The organism is Pseudomonas brassicacearum, from assembly GCF_003732175.1.
Classification (GTDB): domain Bacteria; phylum Pseudomonadota; class Gammaproteobacteria; order Pseudomonadales; family Pseudomonadaceae; genus Aquipseudomonas; species Aquipseudomonas brassicacearum_G.
This window is the reverse complement of the sequence record NZ_MOBI01000002.1, coordinates 26,787-43,748: the sequence shown is the minus strand read 5'-3', so window position 1 is coordinate 43,748 and position 16,962 is coordinate 26,787. Positions and strand designations below refer to the sequence as shown.

Here is a 16,962-nt window from a genome sequence, read left to right as displayed (position 1 = left end):
TTCTGCACCTGTCGAGCAAAGGTCCGATCGGCGCGGAGGTCTGAGATGCCATCGATCAAGCACGTACCGCTCTGGAGCCTTGGGTTTCGGCCGTTCTTCCTCGCCGGTAGCGCCTTTGCCTGTATCGCGCTGGCGGTTTGGGGCTTATGGCTTTACGGACGGTTGCCCGGTGCGCAACCGATGGGCGGGATGCTGGCGTGGCATCGACATGAAATGCCGTTCGGTTTTGCCACGGCGATCATCGGTGGTTTCCTGCTGACCGCCGTGCCCAACTGGACCGGCCGCCCCGGTTTGTCCGGCTGGCCCCTGCTGGGGTTGCTGCTGGTATGGCTGGTGGCACGGCTGGCCTGGTTGATGCCGGTTTCCGCACCGTGGCTGCTGGCGTTGCAAGTGCCTTTTCTGCCGCTGCTGGTTGTCGTTTTAGGGCGCGACCTGATCGCCGCGCGCAAGCGTGAGAATTACCCGATTCTACTGATGATCAGTGTGCTGGCCGGGTGTCAGCTGCTGACTTTGTGGGGCATGGTTCAGGACGACATCGCAGTGCAGCGGCGCGGCGTACTGGCGGCGTTGTGGTTGGTCGCCACGCTGATGAGCGTGATTGGCGGGCGGGTGATTCCGTTCTTTATCCAGCGTGGTTTGAACCGCCCTCAAGGATCAATTGCGCAGCCGCTGCAAACCAAAATGCTGTTGATTGCGAGCTTGCTCGCGGCCTTGATGATCGGCGCAGGCTTCAACGACACGCCAAGGCCTTGGCTGGCGGCGTTGTATGTGTTGATCAGCGGTTTGCACCTGGTCCGTCTGTGGCGCTGGTATGACAACGGCATCTGGCGCGTGCCTCTGCTGTGGTCGTTATACCTGGCGTATGCCTGGCTGTTGATTGCCACGTTGGCCATGGCGCTGTGGCAACTGGGCGTGATGACGCAACAAAGCCTGGCCACGCATTCGCTGGCGGTCGGGGGCATTGGCGGGTTGGTGCTGGCGATGATTGCGCGAGTCAGTCTTGGTCATACCGGGCGCCTGTTGCAGCCGTCAAAGGCTGTGGTACTGGGTTTTGGTTTGCTGTTGCTGGCCGGGGTGTGTCGGGTCTTTGTCGTACCGTTCAGCAGCTATGGATTGGCAATTTCGGCGGTATTCTGGTGCGCCGCGTTTGCACTGTTTTTATGGCGCTATACCCGAATCTTGCTGGGGCCGAGGGTGTAGGTTGGTTGATGATTTGAAACACAGGGCTGCTTCCTCGGAAGTGGCCCTTTTTTGTGACCGGTGGTCGCGCAATTCAAGGCTTCGGGAAAATTGCGCTTAGCTCAATGGATAAACCGAGGCGCGCGTAGGCAGTCGTTGCCACAGTGACGCCATGAAAGGACATCGTGAGTGACTGAGGAGGCCGCCGTGCTGACGCTCAATATCAATGGCAAAGACCAATCCCTGGAAGTACCCGGCGACATGCCGTTGTTGTGGGTATTGCGTGATGTCGCGCACCTGACCGGTACCAAGTTCGGCTGCGGCATTGCGCAGTGCGGCGCCTGCACGGTGCATGTCGACGGCGCGCCGTTGCGTTCCTGCATCACTCCGGCGGCAGCTGTCGCCAACGGGCAAAAAATCCTCACCATCGAAGGCCTGTCGAGCGACGGTTCGCACCCGGTGCAACGCGCCTGGGCCGAGATCGACGTGGTGCAATGCGGTTACTGTCAGTCGGGGCAGATTATGTCGGCGGCGGCTTTGCTGGCGAAAATCCCTTCGCCGAGCGACAGCGATATCGATCAGGCGCTGTCGGGCAATATCTGTCGGTGCGGGACTTACCCGCGTATTCGTGCGGCGGTCAAACGTGCTGCGCAAATCGGGGAGGCATGACGATGAACACGAAGATCGAGGCTTCTCGACGGGATTTTTTGAAAAGCACTGCCGTTCTCGGTGCAGGCCTGGTAGTGGCGTTTGTCATTCCAGGGGCCAATCGCTTTGCCCAGGCGGCCTCGACACCGGACGCGGTGTTCGCCCCCAATGCCTTTTTACGCATCGCCCCCGATGGCAGCGTGACCATGCTTCTCGGGCACTCCGAGATGGGGCAGGGGATCTGGACCGGCCTGACCATGCTGATCGCCGAAGAACTGGACGCCGACTGGACGAAGATCCGCGTCGAGCATGCGCCGGCATCGGCGGCCGATTATGGTTTGCCAGCCTTTGGTGGCATGCAGATCACCGGCGGCTCGACCTCGACCTGGATGGAATTCGACCGCTACCGTCAGGCAGGCGCTGCCGCACGCTTGATGTTGATCGAGGCCGCCGCCAAGCGCTTCAACGTCGCCCCCTCGAAGGTCCGAACCGAACCAGGCGTGGTGATTGCCGGCGATCAGCGCGCCACTTACGGTGAGTTGGCCAATGACGCCGGCCAACTGCCGGTGCCGGATCCAGCGTCGATCAAACTCAAGGAGGCCAAGGACTGGAAGATTATCGGTAAACCGACCAAGCGCCTGGATACCCCGGAGAAAATCACCGGCCAGGCGAAGTTTGGCATGGATGTGCAGTTCGATGGATTGCTGACGGCCGTGGTTTCGCGCCCGCCAGTATTTGGCGGCAGCGTCAAATCATTCGACGGCGCGGCGGCGCTGGCGTTGCCGGGCGTGCATAAAGTCGTGCAGGTGCCGACAGGCATAGCCGTGGTGGCCGATCATTATTGGGCCGCTAAACTCGGCCGCGATGCGCTGAAAATCGACTGGGACCTGGGACCCAATGCCGGACTCGACAGCGATGCCTTGTTGCAAGATTTCCGCAAGCTCGCCGCGATCCCCGGCACTCCGGCCAGCCAGGCAGGCGACATCAGCGCCGCACTGAGCAAGGCGGTGAAGACGATTGATGTTGAATACAGCGTTCCCTATCTGGCGCATGCACCGATGGAGCCGCTCAACTGCACGGTGAAAATCACCCCGGACAAATGCGAGATCTGGACCGGCACCCAATTCCAGACGCTGGACCAAATGATCGCGGCGAAAATCACCGGGCTCAAACCCGAGCAAATCGAGATTCATACCGAATTCCTCGGGGGCGGTTTTGGCCGTCGAGCCAATCCGACCTCGGACTTTGTCAGTGAAGCGGTGCAAGTCGCCAAGGCGGCCGCTGCTCCGGTGAAAACTGTCTGGTCGCGGGAGGACGATATACGCGGGGGGTACTACCGCTCGGCGTTCCTCCATCATGCGCGCATTGGCCTGGACGCCAAGGGCATGCCCCAGGCCTGGCAGCACGTACTGGTCGGCCAGTCGATCATGGACGGCACCTCATTCGAAGCAATGATGGTCAAGAATGGCGTCGATGCCACCTCGGTCGAAGGCGTGGCCGACAGCCCATATATCAAGGGCCTGGCCAACCATCTGGTTGACCTGCATTCGCCGAAAACCGGCATCAGCGTGCTGTGGATGCGTTCTGTGGGGCACACTCACACGGCATTTGTCGTCGAGTCATTGATCGATGAATTGGCCACGGCGGCCGGCAAGGATCCAGTGGAATATCGACGGACCTTGCTCAAGGAGTATCCGCGTCATCTGGGCGTGTTGAACCTGGCAGTGGAGAAGGCCAACTGGAAGGCGCCGTTGCCTGCGGGGCACGCGTTGGGCGTGGCGGTGCATGAGTCTTTTGGCAGCTACGTCGCGCAGGTGGCCGAGGTGTCCCAGGACAACCTGAAGATCCGTGTGCACCGCGTGGTCTGTGCGGTCGATTGCGGCGTTGCGGTGAACCCGGCGAGCATCGCCGCGCAAATGGAATCGGGCATCACCTTTGGCCTGGGGTTCACCTTGCACAGCAAGCTGACCTTCAAGGACGGGAAAGTGGTGCAGTCCAATTACCATGACTTTCAGGTGTTGCGCCTGAATGAAATGCCGGTGGTCGAGGTGCACATCGTCCCCAGCACTGAAAAACCGGGCGGCATCGGCGAGACCGGGGTGCCACCGACGGCGCCGGCGGTGGCCAATGCGGTGTTTGCGCTGACCGGGCAACGCTTGCGCGAACTGCCGTTGCAACTGGCGGGGGTGTGAGATGAGGCGGAATCTGATTCTGGGCGCGTTGTTGTTGCTTGGGGGCGGTGGTTACACCTCTGAGCTGTTTGCCGACGATCAGGCCGCACTGGCGGCGTTTGCCACGGTGCAGAAGGTGTTCCAGAGCCCGCGCTGCCAGAACTGCCATATTCCCGGTGACTCGCCCTTGCAGTTCGACGCCGGGAAACCGCATGCCATGAACGTGGTTCGCGGCACTGACGGCAAGGGGGCGGCGGGGCTGCCCTGTGCAACCTGCCACGCCGACAGCAATCCGCCCGCCAGCTACGGCCCCCACGCGCCACCCGGTGCACCGCATTGGGGGCTGCCATCGGCTGCGCACAAAATGGCCTGGATCGGTTTGCCGGCCGATCAGTTGTGCCAGATGATCAAGGACCGTTCGAGCAACGGCGACCGTGATTTTGCCGCGCTGATTACCCATGTCAGCGACGACAAGCTGGTGCTTTGGGGCTGGAATCCCGGTGGTAACAGGGCGCCGGTGCCGGTGCCACACGACATTTTTGTCACCCAGTTCAAGCTGTGGGCAGAAGCGGGTGGGCCATGTCCGGTGACGGGGAGCTAGACGGGATCCGCTCGCAGGCTGGTATGACGCTGAAGGTTACTTGGCAAACAACTGGTCGATGTCCTTGAAGGCCTTGAACTCCAGCGCGTTGCCGCACGGGTCGAACAGAAACATTGTCGCCTGTTCGCCCACCAGTCCTTTGAAGCGAATACCGGGCTCGATCACGAAGCGCGTGCCCAGCGACGTGAGCCGTTCGGCCAGGGACTCCCATTCCTCCATCGACAGCACCACGCCGAAATGCGGGACCGGCACGTCGTGACCGTCCACGGCATTGGTGTGGGCGTATTCTTGCGTGGCGGTTTTCGGGTGTTCGTGGATGACCAATTGATGGCCGAAGAAGTTGAAGTCCACCCAGTGTTCGCTGGAGCGTCCTTCCTCTAGGCCGAATACCTTGCCATAGAAAAGCCGCGCGGCTGCAAGGTCGTACACCGGGATGGCCAGATGAAAAGGGGAGAGACGCATGATGTTCAAACCTCGATGACAGGAGAGTTGGGCTGATTCTAGTCTTGTGATTTTTGATTAAAAGACGATAATTTTTGCCTCCAGCTCAAATAAAATCGATCAATCGAGGTGCTCATGCTGCGTGAACTGAAAACCTTCATCGCAGTGACTCGCTATGGCACGTTCGCCGCAGCCGGCATGCACATTGGTCTCACGCAATCGGCCGTCAGCGCGCAAATGCGCAATCTGGAGCAGGCGTTGGGTATTCGTCTGTTCGACCGCACCGGGCGTCAGGCCATCCTCAACGCGGCGGGGCAGCGGGCGTTGCCGATGGCCCGGGAAATCCTCGAGACCTTTCAGCGCATGGCCGTCAGTGACGACGTCAGTGAGTTTCGCGGCGAATTGAGAGTCGGCGCTGTAGCGACTGCCCAGACGGGGCTGTTGCCTCAGGCGTTGCTGCGTTTGCGGCAGCAGGCGCCATTGCTCGAGCCAAAACTGGTGCCCGGCGTGTCACTCAACCTGTTGAGTCAGGTCGACGCTGGCGAGCTTGATCTGGCGATCCTGATCAAGCCACCCTTTGAGTTGCCCAAGGAACTGTCGGCCCAGGTGATTCGGCAGGAGCCTTTTGTGTTGATCGTACCGCCGGACCTTGAAGGCGAGGATCCGTTGCAGGTACTCAGCACGCATCCACATGTGCGCTATGACCGCAACTCGTTCGGTGGCCGTCTGGTGACACGCTTTCTGCGCGAGCAGCAGATTGAGGTAAAAGTCGCGTTGGAGCTGGATGAGCTGGAGGCGATTGTGAAAATGGTCGAGTGCGGGCTGGGTGTGGCGTTGATTCCCCGGGCGGGTCTCTGGCTGGACTATGGCGCGAAGGTCAGGATCATCGCGCTGGGCGAACTGACGTTCTATCGGGAAATCGTGTTGTTGCAGCGCTACAGCCAGCGTACACAACCGATCCAGCAGTTGTTTGCGCGGTGTCTGACGCAACTCGAAGGTTGAACACAATCCCTGTGGGAGCGAGCCTGCTCGCGATGAGGCCGTAACATTCAGCATTAATCTCGCCTGTCAGTACGCTATCGCGAGCAGGCTCGCTCCCACAGTGGCTCGTGGCGGGTCTGAAATGACCGGCACAAAAAACCCGCCACTCGGCGGGTTTCTTGTTAAAGCGCGAAGATCACTCTTCGATGTTGCCCATGGCGGTGGTGTTGAAGCCGCCGTCCACGTACATGATTTCGCCGCTGATGCCGGAGGCCAGGTCCGAGCACAGGAAGGCGCCGGCATTGCCGACTTCGTCAATGGTGACGTTGCGACGCAGCGGTGTTTGCGCTTCGTTGGCGGCCAGCATTTTACGGAAGTTCTTGATGCCGGAAGCGGCCAGGGTACGGATCGGGCCGGCCGATACCGCGTTGACGCGGGTGCCTTCCGGGCCCAGGGAACCGGCCAGGTAACGTACGCCAGCTTCCAGGGAAGCCTTGGCCATGCCCATCACGTTGTAGTTCGGCATAGTGCGCTCGGCGCCCAGGTACGACAGGGTCAGCAGGCTGCCATTGCGGCCTTTCATCATCTCGCGGCCAGCTTTGGCCAGGGCCACGAAGCTGTAGGCACTGATGTCATGAGCGATGCGGAAACCTTCGCGGGTGGTGGCTTCGGTGAAGTCGCCGTCCAGTTGGTCGCCCGGAGCGAAGCCAACGGAGTGCACGATGCAGTCCAGGCCGTCCCATTTTTTGCTCAGTTCTTCGAAAACCCTGGCGATTTCTTCATCGCTGGCCACGTCGCACGGGAAGCACAGCTCAGGGCTCGAACCCCAGCCTTGTGCGAACTCTTCGACACGACCCTTGAGTTTGTCGTTCTGATAAGTGAAGGCAAGCTCAGCGCCCTCGCGATGCATGGCGGCAGCGATGCCGGATGCGATGGACAGCTTGCTGGCGACACCGACGATCAGTACGCGCTTACCGGCGAGAAAACCCATGTGTTGCTCCTCTTTCAGGTTATTGCGCAGTTGCTGGTGCCAGGAAAGCGGCCTCCAGCAACTGCTGTGTATAGGGATGTTGCGGTGCGGCAAAGATACCTTGTGCGTCACCTTGTTCGACCACTTGGCCATGCTTGATCACCATCAACTGGTGACTCAGCGCTTTAACCACCGCCAGGTCATGGCTGATGAACAGATACGTCAGGTTGTACTTGCTTTGCAGAGAGCGCAGCAGTTCAACCACTTGGCGTTGCACGGTGCGGTCGAGGGCCGAGGTCGGCTCGTCCAGCAAGATCAACGCCGGTTTCAGCACCAGGGCCCGGGCAATGGCGATTCGCTGCCGTTGTCCGCCGGAAAACTCATGGGGATAGCGATGCCGGGTTGCCGGGTCCAGACCGACTTCCTTGAGTACCGCGATAATCGCCAGCTCCTGCTCGGTTTCTGTACCGATCCGGTGTATCCGCAGGCCCTCGCCGACGATCTGGCTCACGCTCATCCGTGGGCTCAGGCTGCCGAAGGGGTCCTGGAAGACCACCTGCATTTCCCGCCGCAGCGGCCTTACCTGTTGCTGCGACAGGCAGTCCAACGACTTGCCTTCAAAACGGATCGCGCCTTTGCTGGCAATCAACCGCAAAATCGCCAGTCCCAGCGTGGACTTGCCCGAACCGCTTTCGCCGACGATGCCCAGGGTCTGTCCCTGAGGCAGGCTGAAGTTGATTCCGTCCACCGCTTTGACGTAATCGACAGTGTTGCGCAAAAAGCCCTTTTTGATCGGGAACCAGACTTTCAGGTCCTCGACTTGTAGTAATGGCGGGCCGATGACATTGGTTGCCGGGTTGCCACGAGGCTCCGCTGCCAGCAGTTCCCGGGTGTAAGGATGCTGCGGCGCGCGGAACAGCTCTTCGCACGACGCCTGTTCGACGATGCAACCCTTCTGCATGACACATACGCGATGCGCGACTCTTTGGACCAGGTTCAAGTCGTGGCTGATCAGCAGCAGCGCCATGCCCAGGCGGGCCTGCAACTCCTTGAGCAGTTCGAGGATTTTCAACTGAACCGTCACGTCCAGCGCGGTGGTCGGTTCGTCGGCGATCAGCAGTTCCGGTTCGTTGGCCAGGGCCATGGCGATCATCACGCGCTGGCGCTGGCCGCCGGACAATTCATGGGGCAGGGCCCTGAGCCGTTTGTGCGGTTCGGGAATCCCCACCAGTTCCAGCAGCTCCAGGGTGCGCTGGGTCGCGACCTTGCCGGTCAGGCCTTTGTGAATGCCCAGCACCTCGTTGATCTGTTTCTCGATCGAGTGCAGCGGGTTCAGCGAGGTCATCGGCTCCTGAAAGATCATCGCAATCCGGTTGCCACGAATGTGCCGGATGGTTTTCTCTTTCAGCGACAGCAGGTCATGCCCCGAGTAGTTGATGGTGCCGGTGGGGTGCCGCGCCAAGGGGTAGGGCAGCAGGCGCAGGATCGAGTGCGCCGTTACCGATTTGCCGGAGCCGCTTTCGCCGACCAGTGCCAGGGTTTCACCGCGCTTGATGTCGAAGCTGACGCCTTCCACCACCCGTTGCACGCTTTCGCCGACCACAAACTCGACAGAGAGGTTGCGCACTTCGATCAGATTGTCCTGATTCATTTCACTTCCTCGGGTCGAAGGCATCGCGAGCGGACTCGCCGATAAACACCAGCAAACTCAACATCACCGCCAGCACCGCAAAGGCGCTCATGCCCAGCCACGGCGCTTGCAGGTTGGATTTGCCCTGAGCCACCAGTTCACCCAGCGATGCACTGCCTGCCGGCAGGCCGAAGCCGAGGAAGTCCAGCGCGGTCAGGGTGCCGATGGCGCCCGTGAGGATGAACGGCATGAAGGTCATGGTCGAGACCATGGCGTTGGGCAGGATGTGCTGGAACATGATTGCGCCGTTCTGCATCCCCAGCGCGCGGGCGGCGCGCACGTATTCCAGGTTACGCCCACGCAGGAACTCGGCGCGGACCACGTCGACCAGGCTCATCCAGGAAAACAGCAGCATGATCCCCAGCAGCCACCAGAAGTTTGGCTGCACGAAACTGGCGAGGATGATCAGCAGGTACAGCACCGGTAAACCCGACCAGATCTCCAGGAAGCGCTGTCCGGCTAGATCGACCCAGCCGCCATAGAAACCCTGCAAGGCACCGGCAATCACGCCGATGATTGAACTCAGGATGGTCAGCGTCAGCGCAAACAGCACAGACACCCGGAAGCCGTAAATCACCCGCGCCAGCACGTCGCGGCCCTGATCGTCGGTGCCCAGCAGATTGTCTGCCGAGGGCGGTGCCGGTGCCGGGACTTTCAGGTCGTAGTTGATGCTTTGGTAGCTGAACGGGATTGGCGCCCATAAGGTCCAGGCGTCCTTGGCCTTGAGCAGTTCGCGGATGTACGGGCTCTTGTAGTTGGCTTCCAACGGGAATTCGCCGCCGAAGGTGGTTTCCGGGTAACGCTTGAGTGCCGGGAAATACCATTGGCCGTCGTAATGCACCGCCAGCGGCTTGTCGTTGGCGATCAACTCGGCACCGAGGCTCGCGCCAAACAGGATCAAAAACAGCCACAGCGACCACCAGCCGCGCTTGTTGGCCTTGAACCGTTCGAAACGTCGGCGATTGAGAGGGGACAGGTTCATCTCAATGCTCCCGGTGTTCGAAGTCGATCCGTGGATCGACCAGGGTGTAGGTGAGGTCGCCGATCAGTTTCACCACCAGCCCCAGCAGGGTGAAGATGAACAGGGTGCCGAACACCACCGGGTAGTCGCGGTTGATCGCCGCTTCGAAACTCATCAGGCCCATGCCGTCGAGCGAAAAGATCACTTCCACCAGCAACGAACCGGTGAAGAAAATCCCGATGAATGCCGAAGGGAAGCCGGCGATCACCAACAGCATGGCGTTGCGAAACACATGGCCATACAGCACGCGATGCCGGGTCAGGCCCTTGGCCTTGGCGGTGACGACGTACTGTTTATTGATCTCGTCGAGGAAGCTGTTTTTGGTCAGCAGGGTCATGGTCGCGAAGTTACCGATCACCAGTGCCGTCACCGGCAGTGCGATGTGCCAGAAGTAATCGCGGATCTTGCCGGCCCAGCTCAATTCACTGAAGTTGTTCGAGGTCAGGCCGCGCAGGGGAAACCAGTCCAGGTAGCTGCCGCCGGCAAACACCACGATCAGCAGGATCGCAAACAGGAACGCCGGGATCGCGTAACCGACGATGATCGCCGAACTGGTCCAGACATCGAAGTGGCTGCCGTGCCGGGTGGCCTTGGCGATCCCCAGCGGGATCGACACCAGGTACATGATCAGCGTGCTCCAGAGCCCGAGGGAGATCGACACCGGCATCTTTTCCTTGATCAGGTCGATGACCTTGGCGTCACGGAAGAAGCTGTCGCCGAAATCCAGGGTGGCGTAGTTCTTGATCATGATCCACAGGCGTTCAGGCGCCGACTTGTCGAAGCCGTACATGTGCTCGATTTCCTTGACCAGCGCCGGGTCCAGGCCCTGGGCGCCGCGATAGCTTGAACCGGCTACCGAGACTTCGGCACCGCCACCGGCAATACGGCTGGTAGCGCCTTCGAAGCCTTCGAGCTTGGCGATCATCTGTTCCACCGGGCCGCCGGGCGCGGCCTGGATGATCACGAAGTTGATCAGCAGAATGCCGAACAGGGTTGGAATGATCAGCAACAGTCGCCGAAAAATATACGCCAGCATCTTATTGCTCCATGCCCGCAGGATCGGCTTGTTCTTTGGTCAGCACTTCGATCGCAGGTTTTGCGTCGGGCTTGATCCACCAGGTGGAAATGCCCACGTCATTGGTCGGTGAGACTTTCGGGTGGCCAATGTGATTCCAGTAAGCCGCGCGCCAAGTCTTGATGTGCCAGTTGGGGATCACGTAATAGCCCCATTGCAACACCCTGTCGAGCGCCCGGGCATGGGCCACCAGGCTTTTGCGCGAGTCGGCGTTGATCAGCTCTTCGACCAGTTCATCGACTACCGGGTCTTTCAGTCCCATGTAGTTGCGGCTGCCGGGTTTGTCGGCGCTTTCGGACTTCCAGAATTCGCGCTGTTCGTTACCCGGTGAGCTGGATTGCGGGAAGCTGCCAACCACCATGTCGAAGTCGCGCGAACGCACGCGGTTGATGTACTGCGACACGTCGACCCGACGAATCACCAGGTCGATCCCCAGGTCACTCATGTTGCGTTTGAACGGCAACAGCACCCGCTCGAACTCGGTCTGCGCCAGCAGGAATTCGATGCTCACCGGTTTGCCATTGGTATCGACCATCTTGTCGTCGACGATCCGCCAGCCGGCTTCCTGCAACAGTTGATAGGCCTTGCGCTGCTGGGTGCGGATCATTCCGCTGGCATCGGTCACCGGGTTCTGGAACGCTTCGCTGAAGACCTGCTCAGGGATCTTGCCCCGGAACGGATCGAGGATTGCCAGTTGATCCTGGTCCGGCAGGCCGGTGGCGGCCATTTCCGAGTTTTCGAAGTAGCTGCGGGTGCGCGCGTAGGCACCGTTGAACAGCTGCTTGTTGGTCCATTCGAAGTCCAGCAACAGGCTCAGGGCCTGGCGCACGCGCACGTCCTGGAACACCGGGCGGCGCAGGTTGAAGACAAAACCCTGCATGCCGGTGGAATTACCGTTAGGGATCTGCTCCTTGATCAGGCGACCCTCGGTGACGGACGGCGTGTTGTAGGCGTTGGCCCAGTTTTTCGCGCTCATCTCCTGCCAGTAATCGAACTGTCCGGCCTTCAGTGCCTCCAGCGCGACGGTGTTGTCGCGGTAGTAATCGATGGTCATGTTGTCGAAGTTGTAAAAGCCCCGATTGACCGGCAGGTCCTTGCCCCAGTAGTCCTTGACCCGCTCATAGCGGATCGAACGGCCGGCCTTGACCTCACTGACCTTGTACGGGCCGCTGCCGAGCGGGATTTCCAGATTGCCTTTGCTGAAGTCGCGGTGTTCCCACCAGTGCTTGGGCAATATCGAGAGCTGTCCAAGGATCAGCGGCAGCTCACGGTTGCTGGTGTGCTTGAAGGTGAACAGCACCCGCAACGCGTCCTCGGCGATCACGTTGTCGACGTCGCTGTAGTAACCGCGAAAGAGCGGCGAACCGCTTTTCATCAGGGTCTGGAAGCTGAATACCACGTCTTCGGCACGCACCGGGTGGCCATCATGAAAACGCGCTTCGGGGCGCAGGTAGAAGCGCACCCAGCTGTTGTCCGGAGCCTTTTCGATTTTGCCGGCGATCAAGCCGTATTCGGTAAACGGCTCATCGAGCCCCTGTTTGGCCAGGGTGTCGTAGATCAGGCCAATGTCATCGGCGGCCACGCCCTTGCTAATGAACGGGTTGAGGCTGTCGAAGCCACCGAAGCCGGCCTGACGGAAGATCCCGCCCTTGGGCGCGTCCGGGTTCACATAGTCGAAATGCTTGAAGTCGGCCGGGTATTTTGGCGGCTCGTTGTACAAGGTCAAGGCGTGCTGCGGGGCAGCGTGGGCCGTGCAGGCAAGCCCTGCAAAGACCAGGCCCAGCAGGGGACGCAAACGCATCATTGGGCTTTCTCCGAAGTCTTCAGCCACCACGCATTCAGCCCCAGGGTGTAGGGCGGCGTGGTGACGAAGGCGAACCGGTTGCGGTACGCCAGGCGATGATAATTGATATACCAGTTGGGGATGCAGTAGTGCTGCCACAGCAGCACCCGGTCCAGCGCTTTGCCGGCCGCCAGTTGCTCGTCACGGGATTTTGCCGCGAGCAATTGTTCCAGCAAATGATCGACCACCGGGTTGGCAACGCCCGCGTAATTCTTGCTGCCCTTGACCGAGGCCTGGCTCGAGTGGAAGTACTGCCACTGTTCAAGTCCGGGGCTGAGGGTCTGGTCGAGGGTCATCAGGATCATGTCGAAATCGAACTGGTCCAGACGCTGCTTGTATTGCGCACGGTCGACGGTGCGCAGGTGCGCGTCAATGCCGATACTGGCGAGGTTCTCGGCGTAGGGCTGGAGAATGCGCTCCAGGTTCGGATTGACCAGCAGGATCTCGAAACGCAGTGGCTGCCCGGCAGCATTCTGCAGGCGCTGGCCATTGAGCTTCCAGCCAGCCTCGGTGAGCAAACCCAGCGCCCGGCGCAGGGTTTCCCGGGGGATGCCGCGGCCGTCGGTCTGCGGCAGGCTGAAGGGCTCGGTGAACAGCTTGGCGGGGAGCTGATCGCGGTAGGGCGAGAGCATCAGCCATTCATGACCGACCGGTAAGCCTGTGGCTGTGAACTCGCTGTTGGGGTAATAACTCATGGCCCGTTTGTAGGCACCGCTGAACAGGGCGCGGTTGGTCCATTCAAAGTCGAACATCAAGCCCAGGGCTTCACGCACCTTGTCGTCGGCGAACGTGCTGCGCCGGGTGTTCATGAACAGGCCCTGGGTCTGGGTTGGAATCTGGTGGTCGATCTGCGCCTTGATCACCTCGCCACGCCGCACGGCCGGGAAGCTGTAGCCGTTGGCCCAGTTCTTGGCCTGGTGCTCGATGTAGATATCGAACTCGCCGGCCTTGAATGCCTCGAACGCCACGTCGCTGTCGCGATAAAACTCGACTTCAACGCGATCATAGTTGTACTTGCCGCGATTGACCGGCAGGTCTTTGCCCCAGTAGTCCTTGACCCGCTCGAACACCAGCTGCCGACCTGGTTGAACCTCGGTGATGCGGTAAGGGCCACTGCCCAGCGGTGGTTCGAAGGTGGTCGCCTTGAAGTCGCGACCTTCCCAGTAGTGTTGCGGCAACACCGGCAACTCGCCCAGGCGCTGGATCAGCAACGGATTACCGGCACGCTTGAACACGAAACGGATGCGCTGTGGGTTGAGGATGTCGACCCGCTGCACTTCCTGAAGATTGGTGCGGTATTGCGGATGACCTTCCTTGAGCAGCAAGCGATAGGAAAACGCGACGTCGTAGGCCGTGATCGGCGTACCGTCGTGAAAGCGTGCTTGCGGGCGCAGGTTGAACACTACCCAGCTGCGGTCTTCGCTGTATTCGACAGACTGGGCGATCAACCCGTAACTGGAGGCAGGTTCATCGCCGGACGGCGCGTACTGGCCGGTACCGACCATCAACGGTTCGTTCAGCTCGTTGATGCCGTATTGCAGAAAGTTCGGGGTCGCGACCGGGCTGGTGCCCTTGAAGGTGTAGGGATTGAGCGTATCGAAGGTGCCAAATGCCATCACCCGCAACGTACCGCCCTTGGGCGCTTGCGGATTGACCCAGTCAAAGTGGGTGAATTTGGCCGGGTACTTGAGTGTGCCGAACTGCGCATAACCATGGCTTTCGCTGATCGTTGCGCTTGCGGGGAAACTCAAGGCCAGACTGATTAGGAGCAGGAGGGGACGTATCAAGGCAGAGATCCGGTCCAGGCGGCTTGGGCTTTGTGGACCGTACAGTAACAGCTTGTATCGACAGGAAAAAGGTAGGGAATTAAAGCACTCAACAGGCGGCAATTCCTGTGGCGAGGGGCTTGCCCCCGTTCGACGGCGCAGCCGTCGCAAATACGGCTGGCTCGATGTGCGGGGGTGAAGAATGTTTCAGGGCCGCTTCGCGGCCCAACGGGGGCAAGCCCCCTCACCACAAAAGCCCGGCTGCGGACTGTTTTAACGCGGGGAAGAAACCGTCAGCACCTGCCCGGGTTTGAGGGCCTGGCCAACACGTGGATTCCAGCGCTTGAGGTGTTGCATCTCAACGTTGAAGCGCTTGGCGACGATGTACAGCGAGTCGCCTTGCTTGACCTTGTATTGGGTCTGCTTCTTGTTGTTGGCCGCAACCACCGTGCTGATGCGCCCACCGCTGCGCTTGCTGGTGTCTCGCATCACCAGGGTCTGGCCAACCTTGAGGTCCTTGCCGTTCAGCTTGTTCCAGTGTTGCAGGTCCTTGACCTCGACTTTGTTCGCCTTGGCGATCTGCGTCAGGTTGTCGCCGCGCTTGACCCGGTAGCTGCGCTTGAGCGTTGCCAGCTCGCGGTCGTCTGCACCTTCGAAAACCGGTTTGAGCGGACGCTGACTGATCAGCTCTTCGGGTTTCATGGTCGACAGGCTGGCGGTCAGCAACTGCGCCTTGGACGTCGGCACCAGCAAGTGCTGGGGACCGTCGATGGTGGTACGTTGCTTGAAGGCCGGGTTCAGCTGGAACAGTTCGTCTTCGTCGATATTGGCCACCGCGGCAACCTTGGACAGGTCCATGCGCTGGTTGATTTCGACGACTTCAAAGTAGGGTTGGTTGGCGATCGGGTTGAGGTTCACGCCATAGGCTTCTGGCGACATCACGACTTGTGACAAGGCCAGCAACTTGGGGACATAAGCCTGGGTTTCCGCCGGCAGAGGCAGGTTCCAGTAGTCGGTTGGCAGGCCGAGTTTTTCGTTACGCTCGATGGCCCGGCTGACCGTGCCTTCACCGGCGTTGTAGGCCGCCAGGGCCAGCAGCCAGTCACCGTTGAACATGTCGTGCAGGCGGGTCAGGTAGTCCATCGCCGCGATGGTCGACGCGGTAATGTCGCGGCGACCGTCATAGAAGCGGGTTTGACGCAGGTTGAAGTAACGCCCGGTGGACGGGATGAACTGCCACAGACCGACCGCATCGGCGCGCGAGTAGGCCATTGGGTTGTAGGCACTTTCAATCACCGGCAACAGCGCCAGTTCCAGCGGCATGTTGCGTTCTTCAAGGCGTTCGACGATGTAGTGAATGTACAGGCTGCCACGTTCGCTGGCGCCTTGTAGAAACGATGGATTGCTGGCGAACCACAGGCGTTGCTGTTCGATGCGCGGGTTGACGCCCAGCCCGTCTTGCAGCTGGAAGCCCTGGCGCATGCGCTCCCAGACGTCCTGCGCGGCTTGTGGGCTTGGCTTCTCGTTGAGCCAGATAGGTTTTTGTTTGGTCCGGGTGGAAAGCGTATGTGCCACGTCGGTTTGTGGCACATGACTGGTGCTTTGGCAGCCCGCCAGGGTGGCGGACACAGCCACCGCGATGGCTTGAGCCAAGCGGGTCAATGCGTCTGAATTGATGGATTTACGAATAGATGACGACATTGGCTGGAAGTTAGTTCCGGGCAAAAATGTCGGGCGATTCTAGAAAGCGTACGGGGTGCGGTCAACCATTCAGAATTTTTGTACCAATAGTGGCCCTCTCTAGAACGTATCTTTCCAAGCTCGAAGAGCCGCAAAAACCTCACTCGGAGCCCGGTTATCCTGGCCATTCCGTTCGTCTACTTTTTCTTTAACAGATGTTTCGCCAGTACGCAGAAAAGGATTGGTGAGTTTCTCCAGCGCCAGGGTCGACGGTAGCGACATGCCACCGGACTCGCGTAATTGGGAGACTTTGTCGAGACGCTCGGCAATGTCCGGGTTGTTCGGCTCGACAGCCGCGGCAAACCGCAGATTGCTCAGGGTGTACTCGTGGGTGCAGTACACCAGCGTGTCTTCGGGCAATGCCGCCAGACGGCTGAGGGAGTGGTGCATTTGTGCTGGCGTGCCTTCGAACAGGCGCCCGCAACCGGCGGCGAACAGGGTGTCGCCACAGAACAGCAGCCCCTGATGGTAGTAAGCGATATGACCCAGTGTGTGGCCCGGCACCGCATACACGTCGAACTCTAAGCCGAGTACGCTGACGCGATCATTATCGTTGAGGGCGATGTCACGTCCGGGGATGTTTTCGCTGGCCGGGCCGTAGACGGTGGCGCCCGTCGCTTTTTTGAGTTTCTCGACGCCGCCGACGTGATCATGGTGGTGATGGGTGACCAGGATGTCACTGAGCTGCCATCCCGGGTGCATGGCCAACCAGGCTTGCACGGGGGCGGCGTCACCCGGATCGACCACGGCGCAGCGCTGGCTGCGGTGATCCTGTAACAACCAGATGTAGTTGTCGGTGAAGGCGGGAAGGGCACTGATCTGTATCATCGCAGGAT

Annotated in this window: 14 protein-coding genes; 5 read left to right on the top strand and 9 right to left on the bottom strand. The window is 60.2% G+C overall.

Translation table 11 applies throughout. The features are described from left to right. The first annotated feature begins 45 nt into the window (after nt 1-45). The 4 genes from BK658_RS01255 to BK658_RS01240 all read left to right on the top strand — a co-directional run bounded on the left by BK658_RS01255 (nt 46) and on the right by BK658_RS01240 (nt 4,599). The gene (locus tag BK658_RS01255; protein ID WP_123580442.1) at nt 46-1,200 is read left to right on the top strand and encodes an NnrS family protein; all 1,155 of its coding nucleotides are present in this window, start codon (nt 46-48) and stop codon (nt 1,198-1,200) included. 186 nt (nt 1,201-1,386) lie between these two features. Then, the gene (locus BK658_RS01250; RefSeq protein ID WP_123580773.1) at nt 1,387-1,848 is read left to right on the top strand and encodes a (2Fe-2S)-binding protein; all 462 of its coding nucleotides are present in this window, start codon (nt 1,387-1,389) and stop codon (nt 1,846-1,848) included. 2 nt (nt 1,849-1,850) lie between these two features. Continuing rightward, entirely contained in the window at nt 1,851-4,019 is a 2,169-nt protein-coding gene (locus BK658_RS01245; RefSeq protein WP_123580440.1) for a xanthine dehydrogenase family protein molybdopterin-binding subunit, read from the top strand. 1 nt (nt 4,020) lies between these two features. Beyond that, nucleotides 4,021-4,599 carry a hypothetical protein gene (locus BK658_RS01240; protein WP_123580438.1) on the top strand — a complete coding sequence of 193 codons (579 nt, stop codon included), beginning with the start codon at nt 4,021-4,023 and terminating at the stop codon, nt 4,597-4,599. Nucleotides 4,600-4,635: 36 nt separating this feature from the next. Here BK658_RS01240 and BK658_RS01235 read toward each other — a convergent pair whose 3' ends face one another. Further along, entirely contained in the window at nt 4,636-5,061 is a 426-nt protein-coding gene (locus BK658_RS01235) for a VOC family protein (RefSeq protein ID WP_123580437.1), read from the bottom strand. 114 nt (nt 5,062-5,175) lie between these two features. Between BK658_RS01235 and BK658_RS01230 the strand changes: the two genes are divergently transcribed. After that, entirely contained in the window at nt 5,176-6,042 is an 867-nt protein-coding gene (locus tag BK658_RS01230; protein ID WP_123580435.1) for a LysR family transcriptional regulator, read from the top strand. Between the two features lie 175 nt (nt 6,043-6,217). Here BK658_RS01230 and fabI read toward each other — a convergent pair whose 3' ends face one another. From fabI to gloB, 8 genes are all read right to left on the bottom strand, one after another. Then, nucleotides 6,218-7,012, bottom strand: a complete 795-nt coding sequence (gene fabI, locus BK658_RS01225) for an enoyl-ACP reductase FabI (RefSeq protein ID WP_054597118.1) — start codon at nt 7,010-7,012, stop codon at nt 6,218-6,220. Between the two features lie 19 nt (nt 7,013-7,031). After that, complete coding sequence (locus BK658_RS01220; protein WP_123580433.1) at nt 7,032-8,642, bottom strand: ABC transporter ATP-binding protein; 1,611 nt, start codon at nt 8,640-8,642, stop codon at nt 7,032-7,034. Nucleotide 8,643: 1 nt separating this feature from the next. Then, nucleotides 8,644-9,663, bottom strand: coding sequence for an ABC transporter permease (locus tag BK658_RS01215; RefSeq protein WP_019690640.1), 1,020 nt, complete (start codon nt 9,661-9,663; stop codon nt 8,644-8,646). A gap of 1 nt (nt 9,664) precedes the next feature. Further along, entirely contained in the window at nt 9,665-10,738 is a 1,074-nt protein-coding gene (locus BK658_RS01210) for a microcin C ABC transporter permease YejB (protein WP_123580431.1), read from the bottom strand. A gap of 1 nt (nt 10,739) precedes the next feature. Next, nucleotides 10,740-12,581, bottom strand: coding sequence for an extracellular solute-binding protein (locus tag BK658_RS01205; protein ID WP_123580429.1), 1,842 nt, complete (start codon nt 12,579-12,581; stop codon nt 10,740-10,742). After that, complete coding sequence (locus BK658_RS01200; RefSeq protein ID WP_123580771.1) at nt 12,578-14,404, bottom strand: extracellular solute-binding protein; 1,827 nt, start codon at nt 14,402-14,404, stop codon at nt 12,578-12,580. Before BK658_RS01200 ends, BK658_RS01205 begins: the two co-directional genes overlap by 4 nt. A gap of 255 nt (nt 14,405-14,659) precedes the next feature. Further along, nucleotides 14,660-16,087 carry a transglycosylase SLT domain-containing protein gene (locus tag BK658_RS01195; RefSeq protein ID WP_123580427.1) on the bottom strand — a complete coding sequence of 476 codons (1,428 nt, stop codon included), beginning with the start codon at nt 16,085-16,087 and terminating at the stop codon, nt 14,660-14,662. A gap of 99 nt (nt 16,088-16,186) precedes the next feature. Continuing rightward, a complete protein-coding gene (gene gloB / locus BK658_RS01190; protein ID WP_123580425.1) occupies nt 16,187-16,954 on the bottom strand; it encodes a hydroxyacylglutathione hydrolase in 768 nt (255 codons plus the stop codon). Between the last annotated feature and the right edge of the window lie 8 nt (nt 16,955-16,962).